Below are 13,895 nucleotides of genomic sequence, written 5' to 3'. Positions count from 1 at the left end.
GCACGATAACCATGGTTGATATCACGGCAGCAGAGCTTCGGGCTGCTGAGAAGATTTTCGGGGACCGCCTGGACCTGGCCAAACGCTATGTTGAGCACCTGGCCACGTCCGGGACCGAGCGCGGGCTGATCGGGCCCCGCGAGGTTCCCCGTCTGTGGAGCCGCCACGTACTCAATTGCGCGGTCATCGAAAGTGAGATCCCCCAGGGAAGCCACGTTGCCGACGTCGGAAGCGGGGCCGGCCTGCCGGGCCTGTGCCTTGCCATTGCCCGCCCCGACCTCGAACTGACGCTCATCGAACCCCTCGAACGAAGGGTCATCTGGCTCCAGGAAGTGGTGGACGACCTCGGCCTGGACAACGTCACCGTCATGCGTACCCGGGCCGAGCTGGCTGTGGGCCAGGTGGACGCCGACGTCGTGACGGCCCGTGCCGTCTCAGCCCTGACGAACCTCGCAGGCCTGACCATTCCACTCCTCGCCGGACACGGTGAAGTGGTGGCCATCAAGGGCCGCAGCGCCGGGGAAGAGATCGAAAAGGCCGCCAAGGTCATCCGCAAGCTTGGCGGTGTGCAGACATCGGTGGTCACCGTGGGTGACAACCTCCTTGAGGAGCCCACCACTGTGGTGCGCATCGTAGTGAACAAGTCCCAAAAGAAGTCCTAAAGTGGGCCCACTGACGGTGGTCAGACGGGTGGAGCAGTTAGGCTAGACAACGGCAGCAAAATTGGCTGAACGAGAGTGAGTGTGCCCCAGTGACGAGTAGTGAAGCCTCCGCACAACGGATCCCGCCGTTTGTGTCCCTGGGGTCGGCACGTTCCGTCGCTGGGTCCGGGTTGGCCGGTTTGGGAATGGCCCCGGCCCGGGGCGGAACCCATCCACGGCCGGCCACCAGTGCCGTTGGAAGCGCAGTTTCACGTGAAACAACCTCTTCCGGTAGGTCGAACGTGATCGATGCCATTGACGATTCGAGTCCTATCGCCCGCGAGCTCGCACACGAGACCAAGCGCCGGGAACGCCTGATGGGGCGCCAGCTCCCGCGTCCGGAGCAGACCCGGATCTTCACCGTCTCCAACCAGAAGGGCGGCGTGGGCAAGACCACGACGACCGTGAACATTGCCGCAGCCCTTGCGGCCGCCGGGCTCAACGTCCTGGTCATCGATATCGATCCCCAAGGAAACGCCTCCACCGCCCTCGGCATTGAACACCACGCCGATGTGGACAGCATCTACGATGTCCTGATCAACGACATCCCGCTGGCGGATGTTGTTGCCCCGTGCCCGGATATCGGGAAGCTGATCTGCGCTCCGGCCACAATCCATCTGGCCGGTGCCGAGATCGAGCTCGTCTCCCTGGTTGCCCGGGAACAGCGGCTGCGGCGCGCTATCGACGTTTACGCCAAGACCCGCGAAAAGAACGGCGAAGAGCGCCTCGACTACGTTTTTATCGATTGCCCGCCCAGCCTTGGCCTCCTGACGGTCAACGCCTTCTGCGCGGCCAGTGAAGTGTTGATTCCTATCCAATGCGAGTACTACGCCCTGGAAGGCCTCAGCCAGCTCCTCAAGAACATCGAGATGATCCAGAAGCATCTCAACGCGGACCTCGTTGTTTCAACGATCCTGCTCACCATGTATGACGGCCGGACCAACCTCGCCGCCCAGGTTGCTGCCGAAGTACGCCAGCATTTCCCTGAACAGGTGCTCTCCGCTGTTGTTCCCCGCTCGGTGCGGATCTCTGAAGCTCCCAGCTACCAGCAGACGGTCATGACCTACGACCCGTCCTCGAGTGGTGCCCTGTCCTACCTGGAAGCCGCCGCTGAAATAGCGGAACGCTAGAATCTTCAATACCGCAACGCATGGAGGCCCGGGTCATCCTGGCTTCACCACTGGAGGGATTTACCCATGAGCGATAAGCGACGGGGCTTAGGCCGCGGTCTTGGCGCGCTGATTCCAAGTTCCGCCGCAGCCAATGGTTCTGCCAACGGCGCAGCGGTATCGCGGCCAGTGGACTTGTTCTTTCCGGAAGGCAGGAAGAAGACCGAGCCCGTAGAGCAACCTGCACCGCCGGCTGCAGCCAGGGCTCAAGAAAAAGAAGGCCAGGCTCCCTCGGCCCGGAGTTCTGCAGCGAAGACAACCTCCGCAAAGGCGGCAGCCAGCGACAAGCCCGCTACTGCGACAGCGGCTGCCAACGGGGCAGCTGACAAGAAGGTCCCCGCCAGGAAGGCGCCGGCCTCGCGCTCGAAGGCTGCGGATGAGCCCGCCCCCGCAGCGGCATCAGCTGAGGCAACCCAGCCGGTTGTTGCCGCGACAGCTGATACCGTACAAGAATCAGTAGTCCCGGACTCCGGTGTTGAGCTGGTTGAGGTGCCCGGCGCCCGATTCGCCGAATTGCCGGTGGGCGACATCCACCCCAACCGTAAGCAGCCCCGAAATGTCTTCGACGAAGACGACATGGCCGAACTTGTTCACTCCGTTCGCGAAATCGGCGTCCTCCAGCCAATTGTTGTCCGTACTTCAACCGAATCTGGTAGCGAACCCTATGAACTGGTCATGGGTGAGCGCCGTTGGCGGGCTGTCCAGGCCGCGGGGCTTGAAACCATCCCCGCCATCATCCGCGACACCACCGATGATGACCTGCTTCGCGATGCCCTCCTGGAGAACCTGCACCGCAGCCAGCTGAATCCGTTGGAAGAGGCGGCGGCATACCAGCAGCTGCTTGAGGACTTCGGTACCACCCACGAGCAGCTCGCTGACCGGATTGGCCGTTCCCGTCCGCAGGTGTCGAACACGCTCCGCTTGTTGAAGCTTCCTCCGCTCGTGCAGCGCCGCGTAGCCGCCGGTGTCCTGTCGGCCGGCCACGCCCGCGCCCTTCTCTCGCTGCCGGATGCAGCTGCCATGGAACGGCTCGCCCAGAAGATCGTGGCCGAGGGCATGTCCGTGCGCGCCACCGAAGAAGCAGTCACGCTCTACCAGGATCCCGCTAAACCTGCGAAGAACAACATCCCCCGTCCCGGGGCGAGGCATGAGCGGCTGGACTACTTGGCGTCATCGCTTTCGGACCGCTTGGACACCAATGTGAAGATTTCCCTTGGTGTTCGAAAGGGTAAGGTCAGCATTGAGTTCGCCAGCGTTGAGGACCTCAACCGAATTATGGATGTGCTCGCGCCGGGAGCAACCAACTAGCGCTTCCAGTTACTGAATTCTAAAGGGGCCCGATTCACTGCGAATCGGGCCTCTTTTCATTTCCGGGACTTTACGTTCATCGGCTGGCCCGCAGTACTGGGTCCCTGGAAGCGAATTTTCTGAAGCGGTAGAGGATGGGTTCGGTTGGGAGGTGTCTTGGTGCGTATTCGTCTACCTGCATATTTCCTCCCGCTGCGAAGAATTGTCTAGTCCTCCAGTTTGATGTGGTTTAGGCACGTTTTTCGACGTGCAGCGCGGGTATTTTGTCGGGCTGCACGCCTTCCGTGCGCGCTGAGGGCGTAGGTGTGGCACTTTACCGGCTTTCGTGGCTTGTAAGGGATCATTTCCTCGCAAATAGTCAAACCATCGCTTTAGTACACCTGCGCTCTTTGGTACGCCCGCGAAGGCGGTCCCTGTGGCCTCGACGCGCCGGGCCACCATAGGAAGCGCTTGACGCTGGCCGCAGCCCGTCAGCGGCTCTTCTGCTGCCTCCGGGCGGTCTTCTTGGAGATTGTGCAGGTGCCTTGCGGACGCTGGAGCGTAGGAATGTTTAGCCGGAGGCGAGTTGAAACGGGCCAGGCCTCTATTGGCGACGCGGTCCGGTCCGTTGTTTCACGTGAAACGGGATCGGCGATTAGCGCTTTTTGGAGTTTCGTCGCACTACTTTGGGTGCAAGTTATCTTGGAGTGTTTCCGATTATTGGCCCCAAAAGTGCTTCCGGCCCAGGATGAAAATTCCCCGGGTACGCGGGAGCATTTTGCCCTGTGCGGCCCGAAATCCACTGCGATGAATAACGTCAGCTGTTGATCATTTTCGAGTACAAATCTTCGACACTGCCGTCTGCGCTTGTGGTTTTTCATATTCGACAAAAAGGTCATATCCGAAACCAGGCACCGCGCCATTTCTGCGGTTCCCGTGCGCTGCTTGTACGAACAACGTCATCGTATAAGCAGCATTGGAGGTGTCACCAGCTGGCAGTCGGACGTTGTCCCCACCTCAATCGGTGGTTGGCAAACCGGTCTTGGCCTAGGCGGGCCATGCTCGATGTATCAGTGTTTTCCTGTCTTGGGCTTTGAACCAGCAGGTCGCAGGTCTCTGATTCCTACCTTTAGTCAGCTCTCTGGCAATATCTACGCTTGCAACATGGACGAGATTCGTGAACTGGTGGTGCGGCCCGCCTCTAGATATCGGAGATCAAATACTGCTCGAAGGTGCTTTTCTGAACGATTGACGGATTATTGGGGTGTGCCTGAGTGGGACCACTGTTGGGTGCGGAGAGATGGTGTGCCCTGTGTTGCTGGCCGCGCTCATTGCAGTCGCTGTTTCACGTGAAACAACTCACCGCGGACCGGTGCTTCTAGCAGAGCAAGCCCTGTTTCACGTGAAACAGGGCTTGGTCCATGTCTATTTCACTTGCGACGCAAATGCAGGTTAGTGCGAGACAGAAAACGATGAGCGTCCATCACAACGCGGCTCTGCGGGTGTGCCTGATTGAGGCTCAGCAGACGTTGGCGGCGAGGTGGGTGGTGATGCCTCGTCCGTCTTCCAGTTCATTTGGCGGGACGGGTCTACCTGAGCTGTTCCCTACTTCTCGTAGACTTGTGAGGGGACTCCCCCGAGCACTCGGTCCCCCCATGGGTTCCCCGCTTACTCTTGAGGAGCAGTAGCCGCTCCCCCATCTTCGCCATCGCAGCCTACTGAGCATGGTGCACCGCGGATATCAGACGCAGAGATTCGGCGGCGCATGGCCCGCAGTGTCGAAGAGCGGCACTTACCGTTGGCCTCTGATATTGAGTTCGCTCGAGGTCAGACATGCGTAGCCTAAGCCTGGCATCGCGTGGGCGATGATCGGACCTGCCTAAAGTACCATCCTGGCTCTTGCCGGGCTGCCCAGGGACCACCTCCTCTCCCAACGATGAGCCGCCCTTTCGGTGACGGGATGCTTGCGCGGAATACGGAATACGGAATATGTGACGCCCCGATCCCGCGGGGAAATTTCGATGACTGGTTGAATGACCCTCCATTGCTATGACCCGAGGGTAAATGGACATGCGGACGAACCTCATCTGCTGACACCAGAGAGGGCCACAACTGGTCGTTGGCAGCCAATGGGCATCTTGGTCGGAAATTCAGACCGGCGGGTTCTGCATGGTATCCAAGAAGGTGGTGGGCCTGCTCGCGCCAAACACGGATTCTGGCGCAGTTGACGTGGTCACGGTTCGATTTGTACGGCGTGTACCTGGGGTCCGTGGGGGTCCAAGCTGCTGTTGGACGGCACGCGAAATGGGCAGCCACCAGCGTCTGGAGCAGCGGTGTTGCACCGGGAACGCCCGCCGAGCTCGGCAGTACGGTTCCAGCTCGAGCTGGCTGTAGGCGCATGCTGTCCGGAATGACCGATCCCAGAAGGGACCCAATAGCCGGACGCAGGCATCGGACTGCGGTGGATATTCCTGTGGATAACTTTGTGAATAAGTTGACTCCCCGCCCCACAGGCCGGGCTCATCTCGCCTGCCTCTTGGAGCGCAGGGTAGTTACTCACTGGACGACGGAGCGCCCTACAAGACTATCCTTACTCACGGTGTTTCACGTGAAACATCCTGAGGTACTTTCCAATTGAGACAAGTAGACAATTTTTAGTTGAATAGACGCGATTTTCAGCGTCTGAAGAGTTGACCTGCGTCCAGACTGTCCGCCCTCACTCCCGCCCAGTCGCTGTCCCGGCGTTGGCCTGATCGCCGTAGATGTCGAATTGGTTCTGGAGAATCCACCGTGACCCTCGGTAGACGCTTGGCATGCCTGTGGATATTGCTGTGCATAACTTGACGTGGCTGCTGTGGATAACATGTGAGTATGCGCACGGTCGGCAGACCAAGTATGGGATCGCGGTCAGGCTAGAAGCTCTCGGCGGAGGTGCTGGAGCGTTCGGTCTGATGCGTAGGATCGCGAATCCGAAGCCAGTTCGAGGCCCATGACATGTCCGAGTTTCCATTGCACGGTCCGGGACCCATTTGGCGGCGCATACCTTTACGCTCCCCGATTCACGGGGACCTGCCAGGCCTCCCAGGAGCGGTGCCCCCCCTCGCTTACCTGTTGCAGATATTCTTGGTGTTCACCACCGATAGGTCCTGGATCTTCCAGCTCGCACACGAGTCGTCAGCGTGCAGTGGCGTACTGATCCTTGCTGTCCCCTACCAATTTCTAGCGGTCATCTGTGCGGGTTCTTGTTTCACGTGAAACATCGAACCGAACCTCCACTTCGGGCGGGCGTCGACGGCTTCACGGGAGTTCTGAAGGCGCAGCATGAAAGGTCGTGTAGGAGTATGCGGCGTGAAATGGGGACCAATCACGACGAACCAGAGGATCTCCTACGCCCGATGCCGATCCAGATAGCTGGAGTGGCAGTGCGTTCCTAGGCGCGTTACATCGGGCAGGCCGCAGAGCCAGTCCCCTGGCACTGGGCTGATGGTGCGAAGCCTCGTTCGGGGTCCCGGTCAGCCTGCGCATCAGGGGCAGTGTGGATGGTTGACTCTACTGACTCAGGGCACGTTATGGACGACATCAAATACCGGATCTGGTGTGCGCCTTCACACGGCTGTGTAGGCAGGCACGCTGGACCGGGAGGGCTGACATCTTCAGAACTCCCCTCTCCTGGGCGCGTGACATCTGCGTGGATTACCCCGGGGCATCTATGCAGGGACGATGGCCATGGGCTTGGTTGGACATTTTCCTCTTCAGAGGGCTTGCGTAGAGGTGTGATGCATTCAGACCATTCCTCGTGAAACGGAGTGGACTCTCGTTCTGTGGGTTCGTGTAAGAGTCGTTGATCGCTAATGGGAGTGATGGTCCTCTGCTCGACTGGTAGACATTAGATCGCAGACGCTCAGAAGGCGGAAGTCGGCTTCCTGGTCCCGCTCGCTTATCGTGAGCCGCTGGATTAGCTCACTGCCACCGGTACACCACACTGTCTGTGACCGGGATTGGCCCAGAAGGGTAAGCTGTTTGGCCGGTTGAAATCATCCCAAGAGAGGCTTCCCAGTTAGCTGGGTGATCACAGGTGGACGCCAGACCGCTTGAGCGTACATTGTCTGCTCCCAGCGTGACATCGTCAGCAGTGTTTCACGTGAAACATGCTTACGCCTCGCCGGACATCGGTGCGCTTCCCGGTACGTTGTTCGGTGCCTACCAGGATGCGCACCGGCATATTTCGACGGCAGATCGTGGGCAGTGGACAACTGGAGTCAAAGTCCGACGCTACGAAGTAGGGCGCCGGCGAGGTATGCAGCTAGCCGAAAATATCAGATTCGGGGTAGACACCATGCCGCACCTAGGGTCTAAGTCTCACCGGTATAGCCAAGGAGTGTGGCCGCACTAATTGGTATTGAACCCTGTGGTTGGCCGAGCGAGATGGAAAATGGGCGAAGAGTGTTTCACGTGAAACGCACCTGTCCGGTACCGGCAGCTGTTATCCATGCAGCGCTGAAATCTTGAACTTATGAAATTGCTACCGAAGAACAGCAGGGAACACATAGAAAAGTGGCCCCCGCCAGGCGACGGGAGCCACTTTCAAATAACTTCAGGTCAGACCCATTAGGCCTGCAACTCAGGAGAGAACGTCAGAGAATTCCTTCTCAAAGAACTGCTTCGGCTTTGCACCGATAACCGTGCTCTTCACTTCGCCGCCCTGGAACAGATAGACGGCGGGGATTGAGGTGATGCCGTATTCGGCAGCAATTGCCGGGTTGTCATCCACGTTTACCTTGACGACGTCGACCTTCTCGCTGTACTCGACCGAGATCTCGTCGAGGATCGGGCCAAGCTTACGGCAGGGACCGCACCACTCAGCCCAGAAGTCGACGATGACGGGCTTTTCGGAGGACAGAACGTCAGTGCCGAAACTTGCGTCAGTTACATCTTTTGCGTTGCTCATAACCTTGTCTTTCTCTTCGGATAACAGTGGCGCGGATTAGGCGGGCAGATCGGCCAGATAGTGTTCGACGTCAATAGCCGCAACACATCCGGAACCGGAAGCAGTAATTGCCTGGCGGTAGGTCGGGTCAACAACGTCGCCGGCCGCGAACACACCCGGGACGCTTGTCCTGGAACTCCGGCCCTCCACGGCGATGGTGCCCTCGGGCGTCAACGCCAGGACGTCTTTAACGAGATCGGTCCGGGGATCGTTGCCGATGGCTACAAAGACACCCGTAACGGCAAGCTCAGACACGGATCCGTCCAGCAGATTCTTCAACCGCAGTCCGGTGACTTTGTCCTCCCCGAGGACATCGTCCACGGTGCTGTTCCACGCAAAGGAAATCTTCTCGTGGGCGAGTGCACGGTCCGCCATGATCTTGGAAGCCTTGAGCGAATCACGGCGGTGTACAACCGTTACAGATTTCGCAAACTTTGTGAGGAAGAGGGCTTCCTCCATTGCGGAGTCGCCGCCGCCAATGACGGCAATGTCCTGGTCCTTGAAAAAGAAACCATCGCAGGTTGCGCACCAGCTGACTCCATGGCCGGACAGGCGCTTTTCATTGGGGAGCCCGAGTTCCCTGTACGCCGATCCGGTGGAAAGGATGACAGCCTTCGCCCTGAAGGTCTCCCCCGTGCCGATGGTGACTGTCTTCACCGGTCCGCTGAGGTCGAGCCCGGTCACATCCTCAAACTGGATTTCAGTTCCAAACCTGGCGGCTTGCTTCTCAAAGTTTTCCATCAGGTCCGGCCCCATGATTCCTTCAGGGAAGCCGGGGTAGTTTTCCACGTCCGTGGTGTTCATCAACTCGCCGCCTGCAGTCACTGAACCTGCGAGCAGCAGGGGCTTGAGGTTTGCCCGTGCGGTGTACACGGCTGCCGTGTAACCTGCCGGGCCCGAGCCCACGATGATGACATCACGTACGTCGGACGCCGTGTTTTCTGCGATGGTCACTGGAACGTGAACCTCTTCCTTGTTCGACTCGCCTCCCCTTGGAGGCCGGCCACATGGCACAACCGTGCCCGCGTGCTGAATATTCCAGCGCCCGGACAAGGTGAACCACCGCAAAAGGTACAGGACTAGCCTTCGCAGGGCGCTCTTTCCAGAGTACATTCCCCGCACGGGGCGCCTGTCGCGGCTGTAACAGCCGCGGCGTCGAGGCGGCCTACTGGACCTTGATTTCCGCCAGGCGGAGACCGTAACCGTACCGGGTCTTCGGGGCCGCCAGCTTGGGAAGCGAATTGATGGAAACAATCACGTATTGCGCCTGGACCGGCTCGGAAAGGGGCATGTTCAGGTCCGTGGACGTGAAACTGCTGGTGCCAACGGACTTGGCTCCATCCAGGGATGGCTGGTCGTTGGTGTAAACGGTGATGTTGCCGCCGGATCCGCCGAGCTGGGAGAGTGTGACGGAAGAAACCGTGGCCTTGCTCTTCAGCTTTACCACCAGCGGAACGCCCTGCGGGGCCAGGCCGCCCCAGTTCTCCGTGGCGAATTCCATATCGGACCAGTAGCTGGCGTTGTTGCCGTCGTAAGCCTTGACCAGGTCGCCATCGAATGTCGCAGCAAAGTCGAAGTTCCCCTGCCGGGTCACACTTTCAATAGCGGGCGGCACCGCCGGCGGCGCTGACGGGGCCGCCTGGGTGGCCGGCGCGGACGCCTGGGGTGCGCTGGTGCTGGCGGGCGGAGTCGACTTGGCCTGGGGCTGCCCTGGGGTGAAGAGGCTGCCAAGGTTGGTGACGGCGAAGATCAGGCCTGCAATCAGCACAACGGCCAGGAGGCCGCCAACCAACCAGCGCATGGAACGTGGCTGGTTGTCGGACTCATCACGGTCGTCGTCGTCCTGATCGGCAAATGCGGTACCGGCAGCCGCCGGGGCCGCCGCACGGGCAAACAGGGCGGACCTGCCGCTGCCGCTGCGGGGCTCTTGGGGGGCGTCGCTGTCCTGGTGATAGTCCTCGTCGGCCGATTGGGCGTAGTCGTCATCAGACCACAGGGAAACCTTCGGCTTGGCGTCCGAAGCGGACTGCTGGGGGTGTGCCTGGGTGGTGTCGGTTGGACCGGTGTCCGTATCCTCAGTGTTTGCCGGCTTGAAGCCGCCGTGCTCGGCTGCAGGCTGTACGGGCTGGGCGGCAGTGGCATCGGGATCCACATTGGCGGGTCGTCGAGCCGCCGCGGCGGCACCGGCTGCTGCTGCAGCACCTGCCGCACCGGCGGCTGCTGCACTTGCGGCACCAGTGCGGCCTGAAGCCGGAGGTACCGCGGGAGCCTGGCCTGCAGGCCGGACCGGGGGCCTGGGCGGTGCGGCCGGCGCGGAAGGATAAGGATCAACCTGGCTCGGGTGCGAGTCGGCGTAGTTGATGTACCCGGCGTCGACGTTGTCTTCCTCGTCGTAGGGCTCGGGTTCGTGGGAACGGGCCTGGCCGAAGATCTCACTGCCCAGCGTGTCCGTGAAGAACGGTTCGACGTAGGGCGGGTTGGATGCCACCACAAGGTCCAGGAGGTCTGCGGCGGAGGTGTGGTTGGTGATGAGGTAGGTGGTGTCTTCGGTAACGCCGAGGTCCAGAACCTGTACCGTGCCGGGACGTTCGCCGGTGGCCACTTCGCGGGCGCTCTGGGCAACCTGCTCGGTGTTTTCCGGGCCCGCCACCAGGATGCTGACCGGCCGGTTGAGGACCTGGTCCACGCCGTCCAGCACCAGATCGTGGTCGTGGGAGGCCAATACCGTGGCTGTGACCTTGTAACGGCCACCCAGTACTGATCCGACATCGATCGGGTTGGACACGTGTTCCTCCTAGACTGTCCGGGATTGCCGGCCTCAATGACGCAACCGCCGTTCAGGCGCCGCGCACGGCCGAACCCTGAATGCAACTACCCCTGTACCTGTTCGATCCTAGCCGATCAGCCCCGGACGGCCGTGGAGAAGACCGGCGCCAGACCGCAACGGCATCACTTTTTCCGTGGGCGGCGGTTCTTGAAGTAAGGGTTCTCGCCGGCCTTCCCCTGGTACGTCCGGCGGCCCGGAAGGGGAATCTGTTCGCTGAGCAGGCCCCCACGCGCCGTGGCGGGCTGCTCCTCACCGGGCAGGTACTCTGCCGCCGGCTCCTGCCGCCTGCCGTCGTCGTGCACGTCCTGGCGGCGCACCCCGCGCTCCGGATCCGGGCCCGCCCGGAAGGAGACGGCATCGAACTCGCCGGAAATCCGTGGGATGAGGCCGGTGTCCACGGAGGTGGTGGCCCGTTCAGGACGGTGCCCGGAGGAATCTGTGGCGGGAGCGGACGACGGCGCGTCCCCGGTTTCGGCAGCGGGGGCTTGGTCCCCGCGGCCCAGCCGGCCCAGCAGCGGCCGGAGCATATCGCCCAGTTCGGTGACCCGGAACAGCCGGAGGAGGACGAAGTAGACGGCGAGCATGACCGGCCCTGCCACGGCGACCGTAAGCAGGGCCTGCAGGCGGCCGCTCCAGGCGAAACCATCAGGGTTGTAGCTGCCCATCAGCCAGAGCGCGGCCGAACCGGCGAACGCCGAACCAAGGGCCGCATACCCCATGCGGATGTACGAGTTGGCGATCCGCGGACCGTCCAGGCTGCCCAGCATGCGCCGCAGGAAGACCGCGCTGATCACCACCGAGAGGATGTTGCCCACCATATAAAGGACGGCGATGGCGTAGATGATCTGGCCCACTGGCAGGAACTGGATGGCGAACGCGCCGGCTACATAGACAACGGCGAGCAGCAGCTGCACGTAGAACGGCGTCCGGGCGTCCTCGTTGGCATAGAACACCCGGGACATCATGAAGTTGGCACTCATGAAGGGGGTGCTGAGGGCAAGGATGGTGAGCGTCTGGGCCAGCATGACGCCGTCCTGGCGCGAGCCGCCGGAGAAGAACATGCCCAGCGGACCTGCCAGGGCAAACAGCGCCAGGGCGCCGAACACTGTGGCTACGGCCATGGTCCGCAGCCCGTGCGAGAGCGCGTCACGAAGCTCCGCACGGTTGCCGTCCTGCGACGCGCGCGTCATCCGGTTGAACAGGACGGTGGCCAGCGATAGGGCAATGATCGAGTGCGGCAGCAGGTACAGCTGGCTGGCCACCTCCAGGACGGCATTGCCGGGGAGGGTGGAGGCGGACGGGTCCCCCGCCTCCTGCAACCGGATGCGTTCAGCGCCGGGGATGGTGGCGATGCGCATGACGTAGAGGAAGGCCAGCTGCCCGACGGCGGCCGTCAGGAGGGTCCATACGCTCAGCCGTGCAGCGTGCCCCAGCCCCACGCCCCGCCAGCCGAACCGGGGCCGGAGCCCGAGCTTCAGACGGAAGACCGGTACCAGCAGGATGGCTGTTTGGGATAGCACGCCGATGGTGGAGAACCCGGCCACCAGCAGCGTCTGCGTGGATCCCCAGTTGTCGATTGTGTGGCCGCTGAACTCGTTGGTCCCGAAGATCCAGATGAACATTCCCAGGCCGGCGATGGCAACCAGGTTGTTCAGGATGGGTGCCCACATGGCTGGGCCAAACGCGCCGTTGGCGTTCAGGACCTGGGTGAGCAGGGCGTACAGGCCGTAGAAGAAGATCTGCGGCAGGCACCAGAACGCGAACGTGACCGCGAGAGCCTTCTGTTGCGGCGAGTACCCCTGTGTTGTCAGCTCGATGACCCCCGGCGCGGCCAGTGTTACCAGCGCCGTCAGGCCGAACAGGAGCAGGACAGCAAGCGTCAGCAGCCGGCTGATGTAGTCCGCTCCCCTGTCCGGTGCCTTGCTTGCCTTGATGATCTGCGGTACGAGCACGGCGTTGAAGACACCGCCGGCCACCAGGAGGAAGATCAGGTTGGGCAGGTTGTTGGCGTTGATGAACGTGTCGTTGACCGTCGAGCCCAAGCCCAGGGCGGTGCCCAGCATCCAGGTCTTGCCGAATCCCAGGAAACGGGAAACGAGCGTCCCTGCGGCCATGATGGCGCTGGAACGGGACTCGCTGGGACCCGCGGCCGCGGGCTGCGCGGTCTCCGGTGCTGCCGCCTCGGCGGTAGCATCGCCGGGTGCGGCATCATCGGGCCGGCCGGACCGGTCGGAAGGAAAGTTGGTAGCTGACATCGAGTTCATCGTCTCACCCACCGGCCCGTAACACCGCAATGACGACGGCGGGGTCCGGGCTTAGAGGTGTCCGGGCAGGACCTCGCGGGCAAGGTCCGCGATGCGGCGCTCGTTCGGGAAGGACAGCTTGCGGGCCAACTCCTGGATGGGCACCCAGGCCACATCCACGGCTTCCTGGTCGGGATCGTTCTCGATGGTGAGCTCGCCGCCGGTGGCCCGCAGGAGGTAGTGGTGCACGGTTTTATGGACCCGGTGGCCGCTGACCGTGAACCAGTAGTCGATGCTGCCCAACGGCGCCAGGATGTCTCCCTCGATGCCGGTTTCCTCGGCAATTTCGCGGACGGCAGCCTGCTCGTTGTTTTCCTTGCCCTCCGGATGCCCCTTGGGGAGGCACCATTCCAACCGTCCGCCGCGATTAAGGCGGGCGATGATCGCAACCCTCAATTCGGCGTCGGACGTGTCCACCACAACGCCGCCGGCCGAGACTTCCTCAACCGTTGGCAGCGAGGCCGGTGCCGATTGCTGGGCAGGGGCAACGTGCGCCCCGATTGCCGATGGCAATGGTGCGTTCGTCCTCCTGCCGGGAGCGCTCGGTACTGGATGGGCCATGGAGTCCACTCTAACGACTGTTGCCCGTTCGTGATGACCGGAACATGACACCAACATGGA

General features: G+C 61.7%; 8 protein-coding genes. 3 read left to right on the top strand and 5 right to left on the bottom strand.

The annotated features are described in order from the left end of the window. The first annotated feature begins 11 nt into the window (after nt 1-11). From rsmG to QRM95_RS03775, 3 genes are all read left to right on the top strand, one after another. Nucleotides 12-662, top strand: a complete 651-nt coding sequence (rsmG, locus tag QRM95_RS03785; protein ID WP_285246521.1) for a 16S rRNA (guanine(527)-N(7))-methyltransferase RsmG — start codon at nt 12-14, stop codon at nt 660-662. Nucleotides 663-751: 89 nt separating this feature from the next. After that, nucleotides 752-1,831, top strand: coding sequence for a ParA family protein (locus QRM95_RS03780; protein ID WP_285246520.1), 1,080 nt, complete (start codon nt 752-754; stop codon nt 1,829-1,831). Nucleotides 1,832-1,897: 66 nt separating this feature from the next. After that, nucleotides 1,898-3,178, top strand: a complete 1,281-nt coding sequence (locus QRM95_RS03775) for a ParB/RepB/Spo0J family partition protein (protein ID WP_285246519.1) — start codon at nt 1,898-1,900, stop codon at nt 3,176-3,178. A 4,600-nt stretch (nt 3,179-7,778) separates the two neighbouring features. Here the strand turns inward: QRM95_RS03775 and trxA are convergent. From trxA to QRM95_RS03750, 5 genes are all read right to left on the bottom strand, one after another. Beyond that, nucleotides 7,779-8,105 (bottom strand): thioredoxin, encoded by a 327-nt coding sequence (trxA, locus tag QRM95_RS03770; RefSeq protein ID WP_018762822.1) that lies wholly within the window; start codon nt 8,103-8,105, stop codon nt 7,779-7,781. Nucleotides 8,106-8,141: 36 nt separating this feature from the next. Further along, entirely contained in the window at nt 8,142-9,098 is a 957-nt protein-coding gene (gene trxB / locus QRM95_RS03765) for a thioredoxin-disulfide reductase (protein WP_285246518.1), read from the bottom strand. Nucleotides 9,099-9,309: 211 nt separating this feature from the next. Then, nucleotides 9,310-10,929: an ABC transporter substrate-binding protein gene (locus QRM95_RS03760; protein ID WP_285246517.1), complete on the bottom strand. Its 1,620-nt coding sequence runs from the start codon at nt 10,927-10,929 to the stop codon at nt 9,310-9,312. 164 nt (nt 10,930-11,093) lie between these two features. Then, complete coding sequence (gene murJ / locus QRM95_RS03755) at nt 11,094-13,226, bottom strand: murein biosynthesis integral membrane protein MurJ (protein ID WP_285246516.1); 2,133 nt, start codon at nt 13,224-13,226, stop codon at nt 11,094-11,096. Between the two features lie 60 nt (nt 13,227-13,286). Beyond that, nucleotides 13,287-13,787, bottom strand: coding sequence for an NUDIX hydrolase (locus QRM95_RS03750; RefSeq protein WP_018762826.1), 501 nt, complete (start codon nt 13,785-13,787; stop codon nt 13,287-13,289). Nucleotides 13,788-13,895: the final 108 nt, after the last annotated feature.

Origin of the sequence: Pseudarthrobacter sp. efr-133-R2A-89 (genome assembly GCF_030209315.1) — a bacterium.
Lineage (GTDB): Bacteria > Actinomycetota > Actinomycetes > Actinomycetales > Micrococcaceae > Arthrobacter.
The sequence above is the reverse complement of the archived record's forward strand: the minus strand, read 5'-3'. Positions and strand labels throughout refer to the sequence as shown.